This is a genomic window from Catenulispora sp. EB89, assembly GCF_041261445.1.
Lineage (GTDB): Bacteria > Actinomycetota > Actinomycetes > Streptomycetales > Catenulisporaceae > Catenulispora.
This window is the reverse complement of the sequence record NZ_JBGCCU010000006.1, coordinates 483,123-508,373: the sequence shown is the minus strand read 5'-3', so window position 1 is coordinate 508,373 and position 25,251 is coordinate 483,123. Positions and strand designations below refer to the sequence as shown.

Annotated in this window: 15 protein-coding genes and 2 CRISPR repeat arrays; of the genes, 11 read left to right on the top strand and 4 right to left on the bottom strand. The window is 68.9% G+C overall.

Annotated elements, in window-relative coordinates:
- The first annotated feature begins 103 nt into the window (after positions 1-103).
- Positions 104-1,030, top strand: a complete 927-nt coding sequence (locus ABH920_RS16610) for a ribosome-inactivating family protein (protein ID WP_370349877.1) — start codon at positions 104-106, stop codon at positions 1,028-1,030.
- A gap of 303 nt (positions 1,031-1,333) precedes the next feature.
- Here the strand turns inward: ABH920_RS16610 and ABH920_RS16605 are convergent, their stop codons facing one another.
- Positions 1,334-2,005, bottom strand: coding sequence for a peroxiredoxin-like family protein (locus tag ABH920_RS16605; RefSeq protein ID WP_370349876.1), 672 nt, complete (start codon positions 2,003-2,005; stop codon positions 1,334-1,336).
- 148 nt (positions 2,006-2,153) lie between these two features.
- Here ABH920_RS16605 and ABH920_RS16600 point away from each other — a divergent pair, with 148 nt between their 5' ends.
- The 3 genes from ABH920_RS16600 to ABH920_RS16590 all read left to right on the top strand — a co-directional run bounded on the left by ABH920_RS16600 (position 2,154) and on the right by ABH920_RS16590 (position 5,914).
- Positions 2,154-2,801: a TetR/AcrR family transcriptional regulator gene (locus ABH920_RS16600; RefSeq protein ID WP_370349875.1), complete on the top strand. Its 648-nt coding sequence runs from the start codon at positions 2,154-2,156 to the stop codon at positions 2,799-2,801.
- Positions 2,802-3,064: 263 nt separating this feature from the next.
- Positions 3,065-4,429 carry a hypothetical protein gene (locus ABH920_RS16595; RefSeq protein ID WP_370349874.1) on the top strand — a complete coding sequence of 455 codons (1,365 nt, stop codon included), beginning with the start codon at positions 3,065-3,067 and terminating at the stop codon, positions 4,427-4,429.
- Positions 4,430-4,759: 330 nt separating this feature from the next.
- Complete coding sequence (locus ABH920_RS16590; RefSeq protein WP_370349873.1) at positions 4,760-5,914, top strand: hypothetical protein; 1,155 nt, start codon at positions 4,760-4,762, stop codon at positions 5,912-5,914.
- 96 nt (positions 5,915-6,010) lie between these two features.
- Here ABH920_RS16590 and ABH920_RS16585 read toward each other — a convergent pair whose 3' ends face one another.
- A complete protein-coding gene (locus ABH920_RS16585; protein WP_370349872.1) occupies positions 6,011-6,409 on the bottom strand; it encodes a hypothetical protein in 399 nt (132 codons plus the stop codon).
- A 195-nt stretch (positions 6,410-6,604) separates the two neighbouring features.
- Here ABH920_RS16585 and ABH920_RS16580 point away from each other — a divergent pair, with 195 nt between their 5' ends.
- The 7 genes from ABH920_RS16580 (at position 6,605) to cas6e (ending at position 16,738) form a co-directional block, all read left to right on the top strand.
- Positions 6,605-6,820 carry a hypothetical protein gene (locus ABH920_RS16580; protein WP_370349870.1) on the top strand — a complete coding sequence of 72 codons (216 nt, stop codon included), beginning with the start codon at positions 6,605-6,607 and terminating at the stop codon, positions 6,818-6,820.
- An 83-nt stretch (positions 6,821-6,903) separates the two neighbouring features.
- A CRISPR array of direct repeats spans positions 6,904-7,665; the repeat unit is 28 nt; unit sequence GGCTCACCCCCACGCGGTGGGGACGGAC.
- A gap of 393 nt (positions 7,666-8,058) precedes the next feature.
- A complete protein-coding gene (locus tag ABH920_RS16575) occupies positions 8,059-8,208 on the top strand; it encodes an integrase core domain-containing protein (RefSeq protein WP_370349871.1) in 150 nt (49 codons plus the stop codon).
- 506 nt (positions 8,209-8,714) lie between these two features.
- Positions 8,715-8,930, top strand: coding sequence for a hypothetical protein (locus tag ABH920_RS16570; RefSeq protein ID WP_370349870.1), 216 nt, complete (start codon positions 8,715-8,717; stop codon positions 8,928-8,930).
- A 5-nt stretch (positions 8,931-8,935) separates the two neighbouring features.
- Positions 8,936-14,158 (top strand): type I-E CRISPR-associated protein Cse1/CasA, encoded by a 5,223-nt coding sequence (gene casA, locus ABH920_RS16565; RefSeq protein WP_370349869.1) that lies wholly within the window; start codon positions 8,936-8,938, stop codon positions 14,156-14,158.
- Positions 14,155-15,279, top strand: a complete 1,125-nt coding sequence (cas7e, locus tag ABH920_RS16560) for a type I-E CRISPR-associated protein Cas7/Cse4/CasC (protein ID WP_370349868.1) — start codon at positions 14,155-14,157, stop codon at positions 15,277-15,279. The genes casA and cas7e overlap by 4 nt, the downstream gene beginning before the upstream one ends.
- Entirely contained in the window at positions 15,276-16,085 is an 810-nt protein-coding gene (gene cas5e, locus ABH920_RS16555; RefSeq protein ID WP_370349867.1) for a type I-E CRISPR-associated protein Cas5/CasD, read from the top strand. Before cas7e ends, cas5e begins: the two co-directional genes overlap by 4 nt.
- Positions 16,082-16,738 (top strand): type I-E CRISPR-associated protein Cas6/Cse3/CasE, encoded by a 657-nt coding sequence (gene cas6e / locus ABH920_RS16550; RefSeq protein ID WP_370349866.1) that lies wholly within the window; start codon positions 16,082-16,084, stop codon positions 16,736-16,738. The genes cas5e and cas6e overlap by 4 nt, the downstream gene beginning before the upstream one ends.
- 231 nt (positions 16,739-16,969) lie before the next feature.
- A CRISPR array of direct repeats spans positions 16,970-23,291; the repeat unit is 28 nt; unit sequence GGCTCACCCCCACGCGGTGGGGACGGAC.
- Positions 23,292-23,320: 29 nt separating this feature from the next.
- Here cas6e and cas2e read toward each other — a convergent pair.
- Together cas2e and cas1e are read right to left on the bottom strand one after the other, a co-directional pair.
- Positions 23,321-23,635, bottom strand: a complete 315-nt coding sequence (cas2e, locus tag ABH920_RS16545) for a type I-E CRISPR-associated endoribonuclease Cas2e (protein ID WP_370349865.1) — start codon at positions 23,633-23,635, stop codon at positions 23,321-23,323.
- Between the two features lie 2 nt (positions 23,636-23,637).
- Positions 23,638-24,609: a type I-E CRISPR-associated endonuclease Cas1e gene (cas1e, locus tag ABH920_RS16540; protein WP_370349864.1), complete on the bottom strand. Its 972-nt coding sequence runs from the start codon at positions 24,607-24,609 to the stop codon at positions 23,638-23,640.
- Between the last annotated feature and the right edge of the window lie 642 nt (positions 24,610-25,251).

Genomic DNA, 25,251 nt, shown 5'->3' with positions numbered 1-25,251 from the left:
ACAGGACTCGAAGTCCTGGACACACAAGTGCTCACCTGCCAGCGGCTGTCCACCCAGGAGTCTGCCGGATGGCTCACTCCCGAGAATCATTAGGAACACGCACATGAGAAAGATCCTGTCCGCGATCGCCGCCCTGTTCATGGCATTCGCGGGATTAGTGGCCGAAACCGGCAGCGCCAGCGCGGACACGCCCCCCTTCTGGGTCTCGCACGTCTACATGAACATCGGCAACACGGCCAGCCAGACCCAGGCGTCCCAGTACACCCAGCTGATCGGGAGCCTGCGGGCCGCAGCGGGACATGCGTGGCGCGACGGGGTGATGCAGACACAGAGCTCCAGCGACCACAGTCTGATCCGGCTGGATCTGGCGCAGGGCAACGCAAGGATCGCCCTGTGGTTCACCCCCGACAACCTGTACCTGCGAGGGTTCACCACAACCAGCGGCGCCACCTTCTCATTCAACGACTTCAACCTGCAGGCCGCCATGCAGCCGGCCACCGCCTACGGCAACTCCGACCTGCTCCCGGCAGCAGCCACCGGCGGCACCTACATCACGCTGCCCTTCTCCTCCAACTACAACAACCTCGTCCAGGTCGCCGGCCGGGACCGGGCGGCCATGCCCATCTCCTGGAACGACTTCTTCAACTCGTTCTACAACCTGGCATACGCAGACCAGGGCACCCCCGCCACCAACCAGGCGATCGCCCGGGACCTGCTCTTCATGATCCAGTACACGTCCGAGTCGGCTCGCTTCAACGACGTGTTCGGCGTCATGTCTGACATCATGGGCAACGCCGCCCGCTTCTACAACGGCCTGCCGGCTCTCCAACAGGAGGTCGAGAACGACTGGACCCAGATGAGCCGGTACGCGATAAACGTGTCGAATGGGACCAACCCGGCCCCACTCTACGTCGGCCCTAACGCGGGCAACGTCTCCAGCTTCAACGACGTGCAGCGCTTCCTGGCCCTGGCGATGGGCACCTCCGGTTCCACCAGTCCCACCGGCGACTGGAACCACTCCGAGCTGTAGCGGAACGACGTACGTAACCGACACCGCACAGTCCGCCTGAAACGTCCGGCCGCCCATCCCCCTCGGCGGCCGGACTCAATCCCGTGCGGGCGGCGCTGCCCGAAAGGACGCGGGCATCCATCAGGACCCAGATCTGGGTCCTGCGCGTACCGAAGCGCCGCAAGTAAGAACACGCTGTCCCGGCCTCCCTCGCCGCTGGACTCGCAAGGCGGGCGGTCTGCTTCCCGGACCAGCGGCTCCAATGCGCCTTCCGCCGCGGTGGTCAGGATCGGGGACTCGTCCTGCAGCGCGGTGAATGGTGAATCACTGCCGGTCGAGGGCGATCAGCGTGTCCAGGATTTCGGCAGGTTCGGTGCGGGTGCTGTAGTCGGGGTGGACGTCGATCCAGCGGATGGTGCCTGCGGCGTCCACGATGACGACGGTGGGCATGGGGAGACCGTGCGTGTGGTCGGCGTTGACGGCGGTGAGGTCGAGTCCGAGTTTCGCCTGGGTCTGGCGGGCCGCATCGCTGGGAGCGGTGAGGATTCCCAGGCCTCCGGCGATCTGGTTGCCCGGGTCGGACAGGACGGTGAAGGTCAGCTCCTTGGTCTGCTGAATGCTCAGGGAACCGTCCGGGGTCTGCGGGCTGAGCGCGACCAGGGCGATCCCGCGCGAGGTGAGTTCGGGCAGGAGCTGGGTCTGATAGGTGCGTAGCGCGATGTTGCAGTACGGGCACCAAGCCCCGCGGTAGAACACCACGACGGCCGGCTTTCCTGCTCGGGCCTCGGCCAGGGTGGTGGGTCCGCCGTGGACGTCCAGCAGCTTGCCGTCGGGCATGGCGGTTCCGGCGCTGGCGATACCAGCGGGCAGGCCGCCGGCCGCCAGATCGCGCTGTTCCTTGTGGAAGACGTCTGCGACGTCCGCGGGGAGCTGGCCGGCTGGCTGCTGGTGCATCGTGTCGACCTGGTCGGCGATGGTGGGGCTGGTGGTGGTCATGGTCTGCCGTTCTGTAGGGATGGGGTGGAGCAGGAGGTGGTGCGGTGGTCTCGCCGCCGAGCTCCCGAGCCCCGGATTGGCTTGTGCAATCCACTATCGAACTCTAAAAATGGATTGTCTAATCCAAAAACTGGGTTAGACTCGCAGCATGACGAGTCGCGCCGAGCAGAAGCCCCTGACGAGGAAGGGCGAGCAGACGCGCCTGCGGATCGTCGCCGCCGCGGCCCAGCTGATGTTCGAGCACGGCGTCGCCGGCACCACGATGGAGGACGTCAAAGCTGCCGCAGGGGCCAGCAGCTCACAGCTCTACCACTACTTCGCCGACAAGCAGGCCCTCGTCCTGGCCGTGATCGCCTACCAGGACGAGACGGTCGTCGGCGGGCAGGAGCCGATGTTCGTCCAGCTGGACAGCATCGAGGGGCTGCGCACCTGGCGCGACTTCGTGGTCCAGCACCAGCGCGAACTCGAGTGCCGCGGCGGCTGCCCCATCGGATCGCTGGGGAGCGAACTGGCAGAGATCGACGCGCCGGCCCGCAGCGCGGTGTCCACCGCGTTCCTGCGCTGGGAGGCGGGGATCCGCGGCGGCCTTCAAGCCATGCACGACCGCGGCGAGCTGACCGCGAGCCCGGACGAACTGGCGTTGACGATCCTGGCCGCGCTGCAGGGTGGGCTCCTGCTCACGCAGATCCACCGCGACGTCCACCCCCTGGAAGTGACCCTCGACGCCATGATCAGCCATGTCGCGACCCAGACCATCGCCGTATCGCCGGCGCGGAGTGTTCGGGCGGCCGGTTGAGTCAGTCCTTTAACAAGTCAGAATATTCGGCCGGCTCACGGTCGCAACGCGCCCGGTCCGTTCCCACGGGGTTCCCAGGTCACGCAGCGGTTTGAAAACGGCAGCCGACCATCGCAGCCTTTGATCCGGGTCTGGCAAGCAGCCTCGTCATTCTTCCGTAAGCATCGCGCTACGTAATGTCGCAGCCGCCCGGTGACGCCGACTCTGTGTAATCGGATGGCGGAGATCCCGCCGTTCGGAAAGCACACGAGTGAGGACATCTGATGTTGATCTCCAAACGAAGGGCACTGATGGCGGGCGCCGTCGCCGCGGCCGCGGCCGGGGTGCTCACGACAGTCCTGACCACCGGGGCGAGCGCCGTCGCGGCCAGGAGCACCGCGGCCGCCACGCCGGCGCCCGGGAACCTGGGTCCGACCAGCGGCATCCTGCCCGCGGACCACCAGACGCTGGAGAGCGCGCTCCAGATCAACCTGAGCAACGAGACCGCGCGGCTGCCGCTGTACCCGGGCATCGCCTACAAAGGCACCTCCCACGAGGAGAAGGTCTGGTACGTGCTGCTGGACGCCTCCGACCAGGGCGCCGCAGCCGACCTGGGCGTGAACTACGCGCCCAAGCTGGCCAACATCGCGATCGGCGACCCGGCCGCCGTGCAGACCGTGCAGCTGGAGAACCCCACGCCGAAGGCCAACCCCTTCGGCCCGGCGACCATCGACTTCGCCGGCGCCCCGGACTTCAGCCCGACCCGCGTCGCCGTACCCGGCCCGAACGGGTTCCCGCTGGCCACCTTCCAGCCCGGTGCGGTGGCCGGTCCCGGCTACAGCCCCTTCATCAAGATCGCCGGCTCCGACACCATCTACGACGCGCCGATCGTCGCCACCGGCGACGGCCCGTTCGACGTGACGCACCACACCGACACCGGCGACCGCGTGCTGGGCGTCCACATCGGGGCACCGTCCCCGCAGGGCCAGTTCAACGAGTCCTGGGTCGACATGCTCTTCGTCAAGGGCTTCGACGCCGGCCAGCCGATCGTCTACATCTCCACCGACGCCGGCCAGCCGCTGACCGCGACCCTCGAGCGCGCCACCTACGTACCGGCACTGAACAACGCGTCCTTCAACGGCGGCGACGACTTCCTCGGCTCCGCCCGCGAGCGCCTGTTCGGCTTCATCAACGGGCAGACCGGCGCGAACAACCCCAACGCCCAGGGCTTCCAGCACCTGGCCCTGGACGGCGACGTGTCCAAGGACGCCTCGGCGGCCGACACCCAGTTCATCAACGACCTGCGCAACGGCGGAGACCTGCTCAACGTCTTCGGCGACTTCCCCACCGAAACCGACCCGCGGCACTCCAAGGCGTACAGCCCGTTGTGGGACGCGCAGCTCGGCCTGTGGACGGACAAGGCGGTCAAGGAGGGGCTGAACACCCGCCAGATCGACGAGAACCAGGTGTTCAATCTGGCCGCCACCCGCCCCGACCTGCTGACCGGCGTCGACCCGGCGACCGGCCAGCCCCAGCCCTACGGCTCGGTCGGCGTGGACATCGACTGCGCCGTGCTCGGCTACATCAACCAGCCGCCGACCGCCAACCTCGCACCCCCGGCGCCCAACTCCCAGTTCCCGCCGCGGTAAGAGACCGCCAGTACCGAGCTAGACCTGGAGAACCGGCAGCGGCCTGGCCCTTGCGTGCATCACCGCGCGACCTAGGGCCAGGCCATTGCCATCGGGAGTCGGCGTGTCGGACGGACGGGCCAGTCAGACGGCTGGTACCGGCGGATGGCGCCGCGCTCCCCGTCGACGTGGTCATGGTACGAGGTGTCTTCCCTTTTCAGGTTCACCGATGTCCGGTCCGGGTCACGTCTCCGGTCACGTGTCAGGGGTGTAGTGGCCTCGCGCCTGTAACCCGATGACCTATCTCAACATGACGGTTCATCGCGTCACAGACTTCGGAGGAACTCCTTCATGCATCGTGTCGTATCGCACCGGCATCTGAGCCGCACAGCCGTAGTAGCCATCGCCTGCTTGGCGGTGGCCGCGGGCGCTGCCATGCCGGCCACGGCCGCATCGTCCCCCTGGACGGTGGTGCCCAGCGCCGATCCCAGCGTCCAGGCTCAGGACAAGCTGACCGCGGTCGCAGTGGTCAACAGCGGCGACGTCTGGGCGGTCGGCAAGTCCGGCGTCGCGTCGTCCATCATCGAGAACTGGAACGGCAGCACCTGGACCCTCTCTTCGCACCCGGACCCCGGCACCAGCGTCAACGAGCTCAACGGAGCCGCCGCCACCTCAGCCAGCGACGTCTGGGCCGTCGGCCAGACCTCCACCGCCAGCGGCGGCACACAGCCGCTCGTCGAGCACTTCAACGGCACCGCCTGGAGCACCGTGCCGGCCCCGTCCGCCAGCAGCAACGACCAGCTGCTCGCCGTCGCCGCACTCTCACCGACCAACGCCTGGGCGGTCGGCACCTCCAACTTCGCCAGCACCCTGATCGAGCACTGGAACGGCACAGCGTGGAGCGTCGTGACCGGCCCCAGCCTCCCCGGCGCCCACACCGTCCTGCTCAACAGCGTGGCCATCGACAACGCCAGCGACATCTGGGCCGTCGGCCAGGAATCACTGCTCGACGCCAACGGCGGCTTCTGCAACGCCACCCTGGCCGAGCACTTCAACGGCACCACCTGGTCCACAGTGGCCACCCCGCAAAGCACCACGACCTGCAACGTCTTCAGCAGCGTCGCCGTCACCTCGACCAGCGACGCGTGGGCCGTCGGCAACGCCGGCGGCGCCTCGCTGACCGAACATTGGAACGGCACTACCTGGAGCACCGTGTCCAACCAGGGCGGCACCAACGCCACCCTCAACGGCGTGACCGAGCTGAGCCCGAACGACGTCTGGGCCGTCGGCAACGGCAACCGATCCGGATCCGGCACCTCGCTGACCCTCCACTGGAACGGCACCTCCTGGACGACCGTGCCCAGCCCCGGCGGATCGCAGGGCGGCGCACTCTCAGCCGTCGCCGACGTACCGGGCAGCAACACCCTGTGGGTGGCAGGCGACCAGATCAACAACGCACAGACAAACATCAGCCAGACCCTCGTCCTGCGCAACACCACCGGCTGACAAGCCATAGCAGAGCACTTCGACGTCGGTTGCATCCACAGCGCCGCCCCGCCCTTCCCGCCCCTCCCGCGCGAGGGGCGCGGTCCTGATGACAGATCAGGTACCACGAAGTTGTAACGTGCCGCCAGGCAACGACAACCGCTCCCGGGCGCACCCTCTCACTGCACCGGGATGACGACGTCGTTCGGTGGCGGGAGCGTGCCTCCGGTGCGCAGCAGGATCGGGCCGACGGCCGTTCCCGGCGACCTGGGCTGCGTTGGGCACTTTCGCCGTGAACACCTCGCTCAGGAACACCTCCAGGGCGGTGGCGGCGTCCTTGACGCTGCTCTTCCGGATCCGGTCCGCCGCACCGTCGGCCCGCAACCGGTCGGCCTCCGCGCTCTGCTGGGCACCGACCAAGTCCAAGACCGAGCGCTGAACCTGGATCACCTCAGCCAGCTCATCGACCGGGGTAAAGCGTCCGCACATCGCACAGAACACCGCGATCCCGAACACCGAGCACGACTTCGTGCACTGCGAGCACGTCTTCAATCGGCGGCTAGTAACACGGCGCATGTAAGTAGACGGTCGAAACTCTCGCATGGCCCAACCAAAGACGAATTTTTGCATCCTCGTGCGGTGGATCTTCGTCTCGTGAGAGCGTGACGGTGCGCTCGCTGAGCGCTACGTCCGTACTCGTCTGGGGGACTCATGCTCCTTGTGCCGGTTTCGCGCAACCAGCATCCGCTCGCGCGCGAACTGCCAAAGTGGATTTTGGCGGTCGCAGTCTTGATCCTCGTCGGCTTGGTCGCGATCACCGATCGGCAGCCGCAGCAGATCAAAGCCCTTTGCGATTTTTGCTATGCGCTCGCAACGCTTGCCGCCCTGGTCATTGCGCCATCGGCTCTCTCAGGCACGGCCCGTTGACGGGCATGTCTGACGTCGACGGCGGCCACCGGGCCGCCGTCGACGTGGCGCTGTGGGGCAAGTACGCGGGATGAAGTATGAGGGGTCACCCCCCAAGCCGTGGGGACTGACGCTCGATGGTCCGTGCAGGGTGGACGGTCCAGGGACTTACCCCTATGCGGTGGGGACTGGCTGCTCCAGCCACGAGCGCAGCGTTTCGTCAGCGGACCTGCCCCACGCGGTGGGGACGGACTACGCGCCCTGCCCCGGCGGCAGCGGCGGCTCGGGCTCACCCCCACGCGGTGGGGACGGACCGCGGCTACAACCTCGCCGCCGGCCTCGGCACGGGCTCACCCCCACGCGGTGGGGACGGACTGGGAGGTCTCCGCCGACGGCGGCGGCCACTGGGGCTCACCCCCACGCGGTGGGGACGGACAACCCTGGCCCTCCCTCCGGATGCCTCCGGATGGGCTCACCCCCACGCGGTGGGGACGGACCCCACCGTACTGCCGGACTCCCGGACTCCCGGCGGCTCACCCCCACGCGGTGGGGACGGACGCGACCGCCGCGCAGATCCCGGCCATCCTCGACGGCTCACCCCCACGCGGTGGGGACGGACGCGACCGCCGCGCAGATCCCGGCCATCCTCGACGGCTCACCCCCACGCGGTGGGGACGGACAACACCACCTCGGCCAACGCGCCGGGCCAGCAGGGCTCACCCCCACGCGGTGGGGACGGACTGCGGCGACCAGGGTACTGACATACATGGTGACGGCTCACCCCCACGCGGTGGGGACGGACCACCGGATACACCGACAGCCCGACCGGAATGGGGGCTCACCCCCCCCACGCGGTGGGGACGGACGCTTGCTGTGACGAACCGCGGTGCCAACCCGTATGCCAAGGTCGTTCTGGTCGCTGGGATGAGCGGATGACGTCCCGGCCGAGGTATCCCTGCCGCACGACTTCCCGCCGTACAAGACGGTTTACGACTACTTCGCCAAGTGACGGGACGACCGCATGATCGAGACCGTGCACGATGTTCTGCGGCAGCGGTGCGCCGTTCCTGCGGGCGGCAGGGCGCCGACGAAGTCGCCGGGTGCTCCCGCGCACCGGCGACCGCCCCTCACACCCGCCGAAGCCCTCAACGATCTACTATCAATCCAACAGGCCGGTTTTGCTTCCACTGGTTGAATCCGGCCAGTTCACATGATGGGCGTTCACCAAGCGCGCCCGCGACTCGGGCCTGGTGCCCTGCATGGGCTCGGTCGGCGACTGCTACGACAACGTGCTGATGGAGTCGTTTTGGGGCCGGATGCAGACTGAACTGTCGAACCGGCAGCGCTGGCGAACCCGAATCGAACTCGCCAACGCGATCTTCGAGTACCTGGAGATCTTCCACAATTGACAGCGAAGACCCTCCGCACTCGGCATGCTCAGCCCTATCGAGTACGAACTACGGACACCGACGAGCCAGTCGGTAGCCTAGAAACCATCATCTTGACTCGATCATGCCCGGGGCACATCACGCTGCGGCGCGGAGTCGGGGTGGTTCATTTCGGGCTGAGCGTCACCGCCGGTCGCCGTTTTTGGCTCGGTGCGATTGCCAACCACAGTGCGGTCCGGGACCCAGACCGTCGCGCGCTAGCTACAGTGGAGGCGTTAGGTCCCCACGCTGTGGGGGTGCACCCTAGACCGTCGATCCTCGCGGCTAACGTGCCTAACCTTCCTCATCGTATGGGGGTTCAGACAGCTTGACCGACCGCTAACACGGCGCATGTAAGTAGACGGTCGAAACTCTCGCATGGCCCAACCAAAGACGAATTTTTGCATCCTCGTGCGGTGGATCTTCGTCTCGTGAGAGCGTGACGGTGCGCTCGCTGAGCGCTACGTCCGTACTCGTCTGGGGGACTCATGCTCCTTGTGCCGGTTTCGCGCAACCAGCATCCGCTCGCGCGCGAACTGCCAAAGTGGATTTTGGCGGTCGCAGTCTTGATCCTCGTCGGCTTGGTCGCGATCACCGATCGGCAGCCGCAGCAGATCAAAGCCCTTTGCGATTTTTGCTATGCGCTCGCAACGCTTGCCGCCCTGGTCATTGCGCCATCGGCTCTCTCAGGCACGGCCCGTTGACGGGCATGTCTGACGTCGACGGCGGCCACCGGGCCGCCGTCGACGTGGCGCTGTGGGGCAAGTCGCGCAACCTGCCGAGTCCCTACCCACTGGTCTGGCATCTGCTGGATGCGGCAGCGATGGCGGAGCTGCTGTGGGAGGAGTACCTGACCCCGTCGCAGCGCCGTGTGATCCTGGACGGACTGGGCCTTGGCACCGCGCAGGAGTCTTCAGGGCGTGCGCTGCTGGCGTTCTGGGCTGGCCTGCATGATCTGGGCAAGATCAGTCCTGGCTTTCAGCGTGCCGATGCCGACCGTTTTGCTGAGCTTTTGGCATCGGGGTATTCATCGGCGGCTGATTCGGACTACCGGCATGACTGGGTCTCCCAGCAGTCGGTGGCTTTTCAGCTCGCCGGTGCCGGTTACGGCAGCCCGTGGTCTCGGGGCCGACCGGGGTCGTGTCCGGCACAGCGGGTGGCGCAGGTGCTGGGCGGCCATCACGGGCGGTTCTCCGAGGCGGTGCGGTGGCCGGTCGCGCAGACGACGGTTCCGGAGGTCTTTCCCGGGCTGGGCAGTGGACTGTGGGAGCAACAGCGCGCCGAGCATTTCGAGGCGATCAAGGCGCTGCTCTCCGTCGAGCCGCCCTCGCGGGTCTATCCGGAGGCCGCGGCGCTAGTGGCCGGAACGGTGATCATCGCCGACTGGTTGGTGAGCGGCGAGGAGTTTCTGCGTCGGCGCTTGAAGGAGGCCGGCGAGTCAGGCGGGGGTCAGCAGAGTCTGAGGGCGCATCTGGTGGCCAGTCGTCAAGTAGTGCCGGAACTGCTGGCCACATCAGGGCTGACCCGGCCCCGGATCCGCCAGTACGGGTTCGCTGCCGCCTTCCCGGGCATTGCGCAGCCCAACGATCTTCAATGTGGCATTGAGGCTGCGCTGCCGTCGGCGGCGCGGGGTGCAGGGATCTTGGTTGTGACGGCGCCGATGGGCGTGGGCAAGACCGAGACGGCGCTTTTTGCTGCGTCGGTGATGGGTCGTGCTGCCGGCGCTGCGGGGCTGCATTTTGCGTTGCCGACAATGGCCACTGCGGACCAGATGTTCGACCGGCTGCTGGGGTACGCAGAGCACAACCTGGAGGAGCCTGCGACGCTGGCGCTGGTGCACGGAATGGCCGATCTGAACGAGCGGTATGACCCGACGACGCAGGAGTCGGCGACTGAACGCGTCCTCAGCGAGGACGACCGCGGCGGCCCTGGTCGGGTGGCGTTGGCCTCGCAGTGGCTGCGGGGCAACAAGCGGGGGATGCTCGCGCCGATCTCGGTCGGCACGATCGACCAGGTGCTGTTGTCCGTTTTGCCGACGCGCCACAACGTGCTGCGGTTGACGGGTCTGACGGGCAAGGTTCTGGTCGTGGACGAGGCGCATGCCTATGACGCCTATCAGCAGGCGTTGTTGCGGCGGGTGCTGGCCTGGCTGGGGGCGTGCGGGGCGCCGGTGGTCCTGCTGTCGGCGACGCTGCCGGGTTCGGTGTCCAAGTCGCTGGTGCGGGCGTGGTGGCAGGGAGCATGCCCGGATGGGCGGCCGCCGGCCTTCGACCTGCCGTATCCGGGATGGGTACACATCGACGCCGAGACCCGGGCCGTTACCGGCGGCCAGGTGGAGGTGCCGACGGTGGAGTTGACCGTCAGCGCCCAGCCCTACCGCGTCGGGGGCGCGGCCGAACCCGTTGAGGACCTGGCGCGGATCGGCGAGGTGCTGGCTCCGATGGCGCGCATAGGCGGCTGTGCCCTGGTGCTGCGGAACACGGTCGCATCAGCGCAACAGACGTTTGCGGAGATTCGGGAACTTGTGTCGTCCTGGCCGGCCGAGAGGCGGCCGGAGGTGCACCTGTTGCACGCACGTTTCCCCCTGTGGCAGAGGCAGCAGATCACGTCGGACTTGGAGGCGAAGTTCGGCAGGCCGCGATCGGAGGCGCCGGGGGCGCGGCCGAAGTCGGCGATCGTGGTTGCGACGCAGGTCGCCGAGCAGAGTCTGGATTTTGACTTCGACGTGGTCGTGTCCGATCTGGCGCCCGTGGCACAGCTGCTGCAACGTTCCGGACGCGGCCATCGGCACCGGCGACCCGCCGAGGAGCGCGGCGCCTTTCCCGTGCCCGGCTTGGTCGTCTTGGTGCCGGTGAATGCTGCAGGCGAGCTGGAAGCGCCCATTGCCGATGGCTTGATCTACGGTGACGATCTGCTGGGCCACACCACCGAGGCCTTGTTCGGGTCCAAGCGCGTGGATGCTGGCCAAGTCAAGGTCGTTAAGATCCCTGACGACGTGCAAGACCTTGTCGAGCGCGTATACCGGGGCTTCGACGGTACCGATGACGCCGCGATCCAGCAGGCGGCGCTGGCACGGCTGGGTGCGGACCAGGCCGCGGCGGGCGAGGCCGCGACCCGGATGATCCCGGCGCCGGCGGACATGCAGGACCTGTACGAGTTCTCGCGGTCCTATCTGCCTGATGAGCATGCCTTGACTCGGTTGGATGCCGATTCGGTGCAGATGCTGTGCTGTTTCGTGGACGCGGCGGGTCGGCGGTGGCTGGACCCGGGGTGCACCGAGACACTGCCGGAGGTCGGTCTCGGATACAGGGGCCGGCCGTCGCGGGCGCAGGTGCGTCAGGTGCGCCGCTGGTGCATCCCGGTGCGTCGCGGGGCGTGGGCGAAGGATCTGGGCCCGGAGAACGTCCCGCCGGTGTGCTGGGCGGATGATCCGCATCTGGCCGGGGTGGTGTTGCTGCCGCACCGGCTCGATGGGGCGAAACCCCGCCCGGTGTCGGTGGGCACTGTTAGCTTTCTGCTGGATACGGACAGTGGCTTGTTGAGGAGTCAGCCAGGCAGAGGGGGGAGGACTGTGGCCGAGCCGTCATACGGTGGGGTCGGGGGCCGGGGAGCACCGGGGTTCGACCTGCTGACGCAGCCGTGGATTCCGGTGCGGGAGACCGGCGGTCAGACGCGGGAAGTGGGGCTGCTGGAGCTGTTCGAGCGTGCCCACGAGATCCAGGATCTGGCTGTGCCGGTGCCGCCAGCGCAGTCGGGGCTGTGGCGGATCTTGTACGCGATCACCGCGAGGATCACCGGTTTGGACCGGCCTGCCGGGCGGGTCGAGGCCTGGCAGGACCGGCGTGATGAGGCCTTGGATGCCGGGCGGTTCAAGATCGAGGACATTACCGGATACTTCAAGACCTATGCTGACCGCTTCGACGTCTTCGACGCCGAACGGCCCTGGCTGCAGGACCCGCGGCTGGCCCGGCAGTGCGAGAAGAGCTCGGGTGTCAACCGGCTGGTGCTGTCCCGGACCTCTGGCAACAACCAGGTGTGGTTCGACCACAACATCGACGCCGATCCGCAGCCGCTGCGAACCGCAGAGGCGGTGTGGCATCTCATAGCCCAGATGTACTACGGCCCGGCCGGCCGGTGCACTGCCCGCAAGGCCGGAGAGGTGAACGCGGCCGACACCAAGGCCGGACCGCTGCGTCGGGCGGTGTCCTACCACCAGATCGGGACCAGCCTGTTCCAATCGCTGCTGGTCAACATCCTTCCCAGCAAGGGCGTCGACCTTGACCAGGACGAACTGGGCTGCCCCTGGGAACAGCCGGAGCTCCCCGACGCCCTGGCCCTGCCGTCGCGGCCTGCCCGGTTCACCGAACTGCTCACCACGCGCGGACGCCATGCGCTGCTGCTGCGGCCGGCCGCCGACGCCAAAGGCGGGATCGACACCGGCCACGTAGCCCAGGCCTACCTGACGTGGGGCGTACGCGGGGAGGCCGTGCCGGCCGACGATCCGTACCTGGCCTACGTCACCGTCAAGGAAGCACGGTTTCCGCACTCCACCACTGCCGAGCGCGCGCTGTGGCGGGACCTGGACGCATTGCTGGGTTACCGGTCGCACCAGGACACCGCGAAAGGGCGTCTGGTGGACCAGCCCGCCGCGATGGAGCACAGTGCCACGTCGCTGCCGCCGGATGTGCACGGGCAACTGCGGATCAGAGCCTTGGGGTTTGACCAGGACGGCAAAACCACCGACCGGCAATGGTTCACCGCCGACACCCCGGCCGGCGTCCTGCGCTGGGCGGTCCAGCAGAACCCGCAGGCTACCGAGCAGATCGCCAAGCTGCGTGCCGCGGCGGACAACGCCGCCTGGCAACTCAAGACAGCTATCGGCACCGCCTGGGAGACCACCGGCGCCCGCAGCGATGACCAGCTGTGGCAGCAGACGGCCGCCGTCATGTACTGGCCCGCCGCCGAGCAGGCCTTCTGGAGAGCCGTGCGCGAAGGAGACACAGTGGCCCCGCTGCGCCGGTTCCGGCTCGTGGCCCTGGACGCCTACGACCGCACCACCAGAGCCAACCGCTCGACCCGACCCCAGACGATCTATGCCGTGGAACTGGGCCGCGCCCGGTTCTTCCCGAAACCGCAAGCGGCCGCGGCCAGGAAGAGGACCAGCACATTGACCGCACAGACAGCCCCCGGCCCCAATACGGCGGCGGCCAACCTGTTCGTCCAGCAGGTCCGCATCAGGTGCGGTGACAACGGGGCGAGGGCGGCGCTGCGCCGCTCGAAAGCGCAGACGCGGCGCTACCGGCTGGGGGAGGCGGTATTCGGCGTCGTGGAAGCCTCGATGGCCGCAGTCGAACAGCACCAGGGCCGCCAGAGCCCTGCAGGTATTGATGTGGGGGACTGGCAACTCGCCTGCTACACCATCGCGGCCATCGTCGCCGAGGAGGAGCACGTCAGGCGCTCGGCCGGCCCCGACGACGACCCCGATAGCGACGCCGTCTCCGGTCACGACGCCGCGCCGGAAACTGCGGAACCACGTGAAGACCTGGTCGCCGAGGCCTCAGAGCCGGCGCAGGCCGCGAACCGCAAGCCGCTGGCCGCACGTCCTTTGCCGCTGGCCGCGGTGCTGGGGCTGGCCGTCGCCGCCGGGGACCTGAACAGGGACTCGACCACCGACCAGATTCACGCCCTGGCCCGCACCAGCGCTGCTGGCCTGCGCCAACGGCTCCCCTCCATAACCGATCGGCTGATCACCGTCGGCCGCCGTCCGGACTGGGCCGCGCTGCTGCTGGACCTGGCTCGCTGGGACCGGCATCGTGCCGAGATCGCCACGCGCTGGCTGCACACCTACCACCGGGCGGCGCTGTCCAGCGACAACCCCGATCCCAACCAGGACACCGATTCCACTCTCGAGAAAGACAGCGACCCGACATGACCCGTGCACGGTTCATCGATGTCCACGCCCTGCAGACGTTCTCCTACGTCAACCTGAACCGGGACGAGAACAACCGCCCCAAAACCGTGATCTACGGCGGGGCGGAGCGTACGCGGGTGTCCAGCCAGGCTTGGAAGCGCGCGATCCGCGTTCAGCTGCAGGACCAACTCGGACAGCCCGCAGTGCGTACCCGCCTGATCACCCGCGAGCTGTTCGAACTCCTGGTGGCCGACGGCTGGGCCACAGAGCTGGCACAGCTGGCCGTCAACCAGCTGCTGTCGGCCGCCGGTGACCTGAAATCGGAGAAAGCCAAGGACGCCGACGTCCCCCAGACCAAGGTCCTGCTGTTCGTCCCCGCCGATACCCCGGCCAGACTCGCCGCCTTGTGCCGCGAGCACAGGTCCGCACTAGAGGTGCAGGCCGGGTCCAAAAAGCCCACCCAGGTCCTGCCAGACAAAGATGTCGCCGAGATCCTCAAAGCGACCAACTCGATGATCTCGCTGTTCGGGCGGATGCTCGCCGAGATCCCCGGTGGCCAGGTCGACGGCGCGGTGCAGGTCGCCCACGCCTTCACCACCCACGCCAGCGAGCCCGAGCTGGACTTCTTCACCGCCGTCGATGACGCCCTACAGGTTCAGGGCAGCGGCCACATGAGCACCGCAGAGTTCTCCTCCGGCACCTTCTACCGCTACGCCGCAATCGACCTGGACGAACTCACCAAAAACCTGTCCGCCGACCGGGCCGGCGCGCTGGAGGTCACCCGGGCGTTCCTGGCCACCTTCCTCGACGCCCTGCCGGAGAGCAAGAAGAACTCCACCGCACCGCGCACCATCCCCGACCTCGTGCACATCGCCGTCCGCGGCGACCGGCCCATCTCCCTGGCGCCCGCCTTCGAACAGCCCGTGCGGCCCGCCGGCGAGGGCGGCTGGGCCCTGCCCTCCCGGCAGAAGCTCGCCGAATACAGCGGACGCATTGACACCCTGTGGGGCTCGACCGGCCGCCTGTTCGCCGGACACGCCGGTGTGGACGACAAAGACCTCGCCGGACTCGGCGACCGCCACAGCTCCTACACCACACTCATCGACGCCGCCGTCCACGCCGCCACCCAGGCGGCCTCGTGACCGGCGCGCTGCTCAGACTGGCCGGGCCACTGCAATCCTGGGGCGAGCACTCCACCTTCGCCGAACGCGACACCCTGGCCTTCCCCACCCGCTCAGGCATCACCGGCCTGCTGTCCTGCGCCCTGGGCCGGGACCGCAGCCAGCCACCGGGCGAGCTGAACCTGCTGCAGATCACCATCCGCGTCGACCGCGCCGGCACCGACACCGTCGACTTCCACACCGTCGGCGGCGGCCTGCCCAGGAACGCCACCGTCCCCACCGCCGAAAGCGAACGCCACAAACCGGCCTACCGCAGCAAGGCCAACGCCCTGATCTCCCGCCGTCACTATCTGGCCGACGCCGCGTTCCTCGTCGCCCTGGACGGCCCCGACCACGTCATCGACGAGATCTCCAGCGCCCTGGCCGCACCGGTGTGGCCGCTGTACCTGGGCCGCCGCTCCTGCCCCCCGGCCGAACCGGTCCTGCTGGCCACCGGGCTGGAAGACGCGCTCGGGCACCTGGACATCTTCCCGCTGCCCCGCATCGCCCCACGCGGCCAGGACACCGTCAGCGTGGACTTCGTACGCGAGGCCCCGGCGGACTCCGAAGGCGACGCAGCCGGTCCCGGCATCGAGCACGAGGTCTGGGACGTTCCACAGTCCTTCGGCCGATTCAACCGCCGCTACACCAGCCGCCGCGTCCTTCTGGAACCACGCGATCTGCCCGCCGCCTTGTGCGCGGGCCTGGGGATCCACTACATGGACCGCATCGCCCAGCACCTGCGGGGCATCGCCGGGGCCACCCTCGTCCAAGCGGCTCCAGCATGACCGGGCCGTGGCTGGTCAGCCTCCAGTTGAACCTGAACCATCCCGCGGCCCGCCGTGACCTCGCCGACGCCGGGGCCGTCCACCGCCGCGTCATGTCCCTGGTTCGCGACGACCTCGGAGACCACGCCCGCAGCACCGCCGCCGTCCTCTACCGCATCGAACACACCCGTGCCGGAATCAGGATCCTGGCCCAGACCGGCATCGAACCCACACTGGCCAACCTTCCCGACGGCTACGCGCACGTTCCCGAGCCCCGATCCCTGCACAACCTGCTCGCAGCTCTCCAAGTCGGCACATCGATCGCTTACCGGATCACAGCCAACACCAGCAAACGCCTGCCCCGCGAATACGTCGGCAGCGAGGGCAAACCTGGACAGGTCATAGCCCTGCGAAGTCCAGACGCCATCCAGGCTTGGTGGGAGCAGCGCGCGGCACGCAACGGCCTGCAGATCACCTCAGCCGCTACCACGACGCACGACGACATCCGGGCCCGGCGGGTACCAGGCACGCCCCACGCCCAGCATGCCGCCAGCCAATTCGACGGACAGGCCACTGTCACCGACCCCGAAGCCGTCGTGCAAGCTATACGGAAGGGGATTGGGCGAGGCAAGTCCTTCGGGTGTGGGCTACTCAGCGTCGCGTTGATTCAGTGATGTGCGCAGGCGAGCACAAGCACAACTGCTTCACACGGACACGGCCACCCTCGATCCCACGCGGCAGCCCAACGGACTGAACCGTCCGTCCCGTCCGTCATTCAGACCAGCAGTCCACCATGATGAGGTGGGGACGGGCGACGGTTCCGCCCCACCTCCATGGCCTGCGCCGACTCATCCCTCGCAGTTGGGACCTACCAGGCCGCGATGCTGCCCACCACCTGGTGGCTGGGCTCACCCCCATATGGTGGGGACAGACCAGGTAATCGTGCGGTACGCGAACCGCTGGCTGGGCTCACCCCCATGCGGTGGGGACGGACGACGACGAGATTGAGAACTGGGTGGCCGGCGGCGGCTCACCCCCCCACGCGGTGGGGACGGACTGGCTTACGCCCGGGGATATTGACCGACGTACGGGCTCACCCCCACGCGGTGGGGATCGACATGACCTCCGACAGTGCTACGCCCAGGTCATCGGGCTCACCCCCCACGCGGTGGGGACGGACGGCCAGGAGGACGCGCACGAGAAAGAGTCGGACGCCTCACCCCCCAGGCGGTGGGGACGGCCCGGCCCGGCCAGGCCGCTTACCTCGGCGCGACAGGCTCACCCCCACGCGGTGGGGATCGACGAGGGAGCCTCCGAGGAATGGCATGGGGCCCAGGGCTCACCCCCACGCGGTGGGGACGAACCTCCCTGCCCACCGTACTGCCGGACTCCCGGACGGTTCACCCCCACGCGGTGGGGACGGACTCCCAACGCACACAACACAGACGCACGCAGTGGCGACTGGCTCACCTCCACGCGGTGGGGACGGACGCACCTGCAACGGCCAAGCGCCTGCCCGCAGAGGGCTCACCCCCACGCGGTGGGGACGGACATGCGGGTATAGAGCCGGTCGATCTGCTTCGCCGGCTCACCCCCACGCGGTGGGGACGGACAGTTTCTGTGCGCAGCAGAACATCGAGTACGCCGGCTCACCCCCACGCGGTGGGGACGGACGGCACCTGGACCGGCATGACGGAGGCGGCACCGGGCTCACCCCCACGCGGTGGGGACGGACTGACGAAGCGCTCCGGGATGATCTCTCTCGACCGGCTCACCCCCACGCGGTGGGGACGGACTGACGGTGCCGGCGGCACGAGCCGCGGTCAGAGGCTCACCCCCACGCGGTGGGGACGGACCGGCTCCGGGCGCTCGGTGGTCCAGCGGCGCAGGCTCACCCCCACGCGGTGAGGACGGACTCTGCCTGCGCGTTGTTCAGGTCGGCGATCTGGGGCTCACCCCCACGCGGTGGGGACGGACACCGAGGAGCTGGCCGCGCCGATGCCCGATGGCGGCTCACCCCCACGCGGTGGGGACGGACCCAGCCGATGTACAGGTCGCGGTCGGGTGCGGCGGCTCACCCCCACGCGGTGGGGACGGACGAGGAAGTCGTGTTCGGCGCGCGCGGTCGTGGGCTCACCCCCACGCGGTGGGGACGGACAAGCACCTGATCGCCTGGGCGGACGCGCTCGGCGGCTCACCCCCACGCGGTGGGGACGGACACCCTGGACACGACCCGGTACGCCGTCTTGTCGGGCTAACCCCCACGCGGTGGGGACGGACAGGATGAGGCGCGACGACAGGCTGTGAAGGACAGGCTCACCCCCACGCGGTGGGGACGGACGCTCGGCGCCGGCCGGGGCACAGCGACGTTCCGGGCTCACCCCCCACGCGGTGGGGACGGACACGGCACGGACCCGGCGGCGAGGCCTGTCGCCGGGCTCACCCCCACGCGGTGGGGACTGACCTTGCAGGTCAGGGCCAGATTCCGGCCCTGCGGGGCTCACCCCCACGCGGTGGGGACGGACTTGGTCAGCTGCTGCGCCATCAGGCTCTTGGAGGGCTCACCCCCACGCGGTGGGGACGGACCCCATCATGACCGCGGCCGCCGAATACAGCAGAGGCTCACCCCCACGCGGTGGGGGCGGACCCGAACAACAGCACCACGACCGGCACGCAGCTGGGCTCACCCCCACGCGGTGGGGACGGACTGCTTCAGGATCACCTGTGCCGCAAGCAGCACGGGCTCACCCCCACGCGGTGGGGACGGACATCAAGGTCTACAGCGGAGTGCGCCACCCGCAGGGCTCACCCCCACGCGGTGGGGACGGACGAGAATCTGGCCCTCTTCCTCGGCACTCTCGACGGCTCACCCCCACGCGGTGGGGACGGACAACGACATGATCGGCCGGAACTTCTCGTTCAGCGGCTCACCCCCACGCGGTGGGGACGGACCGGCGTGGCAAGCGGCCAGAAAACCCCGACAACGGCTCACCCCCACGCGGTGGGGACGGACCCGCCCAGCCCAGGCGACCACGGCGTCGGCGTAGGCTCACCCCCACGCGGTGGGGACGGACTGTCGCGCGACGTCCAGGAGCACCGCGGCCTCAGGCTCACCCCCACGCGGTGGGGACGGACGGCCACCCGGAGGCGGTCGAGCGCGCACAGAAGGGCTCACCCCCACGCGGTGGGGACGGACTCGCAGGAGCGGCGAATCACCCCGCTGCGGACCGGCTCACCCCCACGCGGTGGGGACGGACTCGGCGAGGCGGTCTTCCTTGTCGCGCCCGGTGGGCTCACCCCCACGCGGTGGGGACGGACGACGACGCGGACTACCCGCAGATCCTGGAATACGGCTCACCCCCACGCGGTGGGGACGGACCTGCTCATAGCTGACCTCTCGAACGGTCTCGGGGGCTCACCCCCACGCGGTGGGGACGGACGACCACGTCCATCCGCACATGCTCCGTCGGATGGGCTCACCCCCACGCGGTGGGGACGGACACCATGCGGGCGCGACTGGTCGCGCTGCGGTCGGGCTCACCCCCACGCGGTGGGGACGGACGTACGCCGCAAGGCCGCCGCCGCCCGCGTCGAGGGCTCACCCCCACGCGGTGGGGACGGACCAGCAGCGGCATCATCGTGATCAACGTCGAGGCGGCTCACCCCCACGCGGTGGGGACGGACGCGTACGACCCCACGGTGTCCATCGCACGCGCCGGCTCACCCCCACGCGGTGGGGACGGACGGCTTCCCCCGCCGGCCGCCCGACCGGCGGGGGGGGGGCTCACCCCCACGCGGTGGGGACGGACTCGGAGGCTCGGGTTCTGCTGGTCGACGACATAGGCTCACCCCCACGCGGTGGGGACGGACGATCGCAGGTCATAGGGATGCGGTCGGCGATCCGGCTCACCCCCACGCGGTGGGGACGGACCATCAGGCTGCCTCGCTCTCGCCCACGCACAGGGGCTCACCCCCACGCGGTGGGGACGGACGGTATGGAGACTGTCATACGGTGCCAAGTAGCGGGCTCACCCCCACGCGTTGGGGACGGACACCGGCGCCCCCGACACCGACGATGATCGTCGCGGGCTCACCCCCACGCGGTGGGGACGGACGTAATCACCTGGCCGTTTCCGAGCGAGGCTCCGGGCTCACCCCCACGCGGTGGGGACGGACTCCCGTGGCCTACAGCATCTCGTCCACGGTGCGGGCTCACCCCCACGCGGTGGGGACGGACGCCCCAGGATTACCCAGGGCGGGGTTCACGGTGGGCTCACCCCCACGCGGTGGGGACGGACCCCCTGGGCGGAGGTCTATGGATGAGCGACATCGGCTCGCCCCCACGCGGTGGGGACGGACCGCATCTCCATCGACAGCAGCAGCGCCGGGATCGGCTCACCCCCACGCGGTGGGGACGGACGGCTGGACGACATCAGGAGAGGCGCCACCAGAGGGCTCACCCCCACGCGGTGGGGACGGACTGGTCCGCGGCGTTGCTGGCCGCGGTCTCGACCGGCTCACCCCCACGCGGTGGGGACGGACGGTTCGCGATCCCGAACCGGGCGCTGGAGATGCGGCTCACCCCCACGCGGTGGGGACGGACTCATCGATCACCGTGACCAGCTGGTTCGAGGGAGGCTCACCCCCACGCGGTGGGGACGGACTGCTTGAAGCCCCCCCGAGCGCCATCTGCGTCGGCTCACCCCCACGCGGTGGGGACGGACAGGCTACCGCCGATGTTTCCTGCGCCTGACCCGGGCTCACCCCCACGCGGTGGGGACGGACCGTCGACGAGCGGGGCCGGCCCCGCGTCGGTGCGGCTCACCCCCACGCGGTGGGGACGGACGGCGCAACCCGGCGGCGTTCCCACCTAATGATCGGCTCACCCCCACGCGGTGGGGACGGACGTCCTCGACGGTCCCCGGCTCGCGGGCGGTGCAGGCTCACCCCCACGCGGTGGGGACGGACAAGTCCGACAGGCCCGTCTCGTCGACCTTGACCGGCTCACCCCCACGCGGTGGGGACGGACGAGGAAGAGGGCCAGATTCTCTACTTGCTGATCGGCTCACCCCCACGCGGTGGGGACGGACCACGGCGTGCTGCACGAGGCCGACGTCGAAACGGGCTCACCCCCACGCGGTGGGGACGGACGTCGAGTCGTTCCTCGATCGCCGCCACACGCTCGGCTCACCCCCACGCGGTGGGGACGGACAAGTCCAACGGCGCCGCGGTGGAGCCGTAGGTGGGCTCACCCCCACGCGGTGGGGACGGACACAAGACCCTCCGCCGCCGCGCGGGTGTGGACCGGCTCACCCCCACGCGGTGGGGACGGACTGGTTCAGTGAGGACACCGGCGCCTCGCCGGAGGGCTCACCCCCACGCGGTGGGGACGGACGCCACCATCGTCTCGATCGCTGCGAGCCCCTGGGGCTCACCCCCACGCGGTGGGGACGGACGCTCGGCGGTCCGGGCCGCAGCTGGGTGTCGAAGGCTCACCCCCACGCGGTGGGGACGGACTTCCACGGCGGCGAGGTCCCGGCCGCCGCGGTGGGCTCACCCCCACGCGGTGGGGACGGACACCCTCGCACCCACTGCCGAGGCCGCCGCCGCCGGCTCACCCCCACGCGGTGGGGACGGACGTCAACGCCAGCATCACCACCGCGCTGTCGACGGGCTCACCCCCACGCGGTGGGGACGGACATGACCGCGGTTAGTAGATACCGCCGGTTGTCGGGCTCACCCCCACGCGGTGGGGACGGACCGAGGTGATCCCAGCCATGATGGCCGCGGCACGGGCTCACCCCCACGCGGTGGGGACGGACCAGCCGTCGTGCCGGAAGTTCGAGTCCGCCTTCGGCTCACCCCCACGCGGTGGGGACGGACCAGGTAGAGGGTGGCGTGCTTGATGGACTCGGCGGGCTCACCCCCACGCGGTGGGGACGGACACGATGTAGAGGCCGGTGAGGACCGCGATGTACGGCTCACCCCCACGCGGTGGGGACGGACCTGATCGGATCCGGCGGTAGCTCCGGCGGCGGGGGCTCACCCCCACGCGGTGGGGACGGACGGCTTCGGCGCGAGCACAAGCACCGCGGTCTTCGGCTCACCCCCACGCGGTGGGGACGGACACCGCTGGACCGATGCTGCCGGCTGGCACGGCTGGCTCACCCCCACGCGGTGGGGACGGACAACCCGGGCTCGAACTCGACGAGCTCGCGGACGGGCTCACCCCCACGCGGTGGGGACGGACCGTACCCGTGGTCCCGAGGCACCTCATCCAGAGGGCTCACCCCCACGCGGTGGGGACGGACGGTCTCGCAGGAGGTGCGCGAGGTCGTCGAGGCGGGCTCACCCCCACGCGGTGGGGACGGACTGAACATCATCGGCTGCCTGGACGTTCCCACCTGGCTCACCCCCACGCGGTGGGGACGGACAGTCCATGGACGATCGGCTGGCTGGCCTGGATCGGCTCACCCCCACGCGGTGGGGACGGACCCGGTCAACTCCTCAACCTGGCCCAGCGCGGCGGGCTCACCCCCACGCGGTGGGGACGGACCGACAGTGACCACGCTCTACACCGCCGAGCAGAGGCTCACCCCCACGCGGTGGGGACGGACTCCCTGACCTGGCGGGCGTGACCGCCAGCGACGGGCTCACCCCCACGCGGTGGGGACGGACAGGACACCTACCGCTTCGAGTGCTGGGCCCTGAGGCTCACCCCCACGCGGTGGGGACGGACGGTGAGCTGCGTCGTGACCTGGCCGACCGCGAGGGCTCACCCCCACGCGGTGGGGACGGACTCCTCGACGGTCGGCAGCAGACTCTGGGAGTCCGGCTCACCCCCACGCGGTGGGGACGGACACTGTGCCGATCCAGAGCGCGATCAGCGCAGCGGGCTCACCCCCACGCGGTGGGGACGGACAGCAGCAGCTCGACGGTGTTCCCGTCGCGGGTGGGCTCACCCCCACGCGGTGGGGACGGACCCTAGGCGCCCGCCAGACGGTTCAGTTGGTCCGGGCTCACCCCCACGCGGTGGGGACGGACGCGGTACGCTCCGCCGCGGACAGATCCCGATCGGGCTCACCCCCACGCGGTGGGGACGGACCCGTACTCGACCACATCGGCGTCCTGGCCCACAGGCTCACCCCCACGCGGTGGGGACGGACCATCGCAGGGGGACTGACATGAGGTTGAACCCGGGCTCACCCCCACGCGGTGGGGACGGACTCTTGCTGACCTGCGGTTGAAGAAGCGCTTTACAGATCCTTGACCAAAGACAGCTCCTGCGGCGCCACCATCCGCATAAGAGTAAGCCCATCTAGATCGATGGGAACACGGCGCCGCAGTCCAGCAGTCGACAACTCAAAGCCCTGCTCGTTGGCCGCTGGATGAATCAACATTGCCGCTCCGCCGCCGACGACCGCGCTCGTCGCCTGCCACAGCTCGTCCCTGACACGAGCTGACATGGTCCCGACGAAGATGCCCGGGAGGACCTCGATCGTCCAGCGGCTCAATGCGCCACGGAGCGAGTCTGGAACCGCAGTCGTGGCGATGACGACCATGGAGGCCATACTCAGTCCCCTTCTGCGTAGTTGATGCCTGAGGCCAGCGCACCGTGCTGTGGGTCCCACAGGTAAACCAGATCCGACTCTGGCTGTCGGCTGAGCGGTGTATTCGACTCCGGCGCCAGAAGATTCTGGATATCAGTGACGATCCGCGGCATGAAACGGAAAAGCCGCATCCCCTCCCGCAAATGGCGCCGAACTGCCTGCTCGGGGTCCGGGCTGTCGTGCGAGGCGAAAGCCAAAGGGATGGTCAGCTCTGCCTTGTACAGGTCGGCGATGTCGAAGAGGAATGAGTGCTGGGTTCCCGTGTGGACGAAGCCGAGTGCCGGACTGCATCCCATGGCCAACACTGCGGCGTGGGCCACGCCGTAGAGGCAGACGTTCGCGGCCGAGAGCGCCACGTTGACCGGGTCTTGGTCGTGCCAGCGTTCCGGGTCGTAGTTCCGCTTGAAACGGCCGATCCGCTGGCGCTCTGCATGAAGGCGGTAGACAGCCTTCATCCGGTGTCCTTCCAGCCCTCGGAGCTGTGCGAGGGTGATGTCCTCGGGAAGGTCGTCATCGAATCGCTTGTGGTACATGCGTCTGGCCACGTCGAGCCGGGAGTCTTCGTTGGCCCAGGCCCTCACCTGGTGTTCGAGCCAGGTGGTTGTCAGGGAGCTGGGCTGGACACCGGAGTAGGTTCGCACAACGCCGGCGCCCACGAAGACGACTGTCGTGCCGTGGCGTGCGAAGGTGGCCATCGCTCGCGAGGTCACAGACGTGCCGGGGCCGAGGAGAACACACGACAGGGCGGCGGTCGGGATGTAGACCGTCTCTGTTCCGCGTCTTGTCTCGATCTGCGCGCAGACACCGGTGTCGTCTTGCACCACACGGACGATGTCGAGGTAGAGAAAGGACAGCGAATCGGCGATCTTGGGGAGCATTGCTACGGTTGGCACCGCGAGGCGGGCTCTCGCGTCTCGCCGGGTAAGTTCTGTCATTCGTGATCTCACTTCAAGCGTTCTATCGGTTGCTTGCTGTATCGAATCAGGGCGCGCCCACAACACAACCTCGGGCGCAGCGGCGAGACTGCATAGGTAGCCAAACCGGTGTGCAGCGAGGCCTCGCTACCGGACAGCCGTGCCAAGGCGACAGCAGCTGGCGACGTTGTCGAGTTGCGGCCGATCGGCGGTCGACACACTGCCGATCCAGGCCCGGCACCGCTGTTTTGAGGGTGTGTAAACGCCACTGCGCGTTGCCGACGAATCGGAAGGCGCGGCAGCGGCACTAACCCCTCACCGAAAACCGCCATGCGGCTGGTGTTTGCGGCGCAGACACGAAGCTCCTGCTGGCGAATAGCCGGAGGCGCCGCGGGGCCACCTGAGAATCAACCGGCGCCAGGGGTACCAGGGCCGCTTCCCGTGCGGCATTCACCAACGGCGGCGCAGTCGCTGACCCCGAGCGTCTCGGCGGGCTTAGTGACTGCACGCCGGCGGTGTCGGCGCGTTCTTGCGATCAGGACAGCCCGTGGGACTGGGGTTGTCGGCGTGATGACCCCGGTCCCACGGCCGCCTTAAGGCCACTGTGAAGCTGTGATCCCATTCCGTTGATGAGGACAGCATGTCGTCGCCATTGCTGCAGCC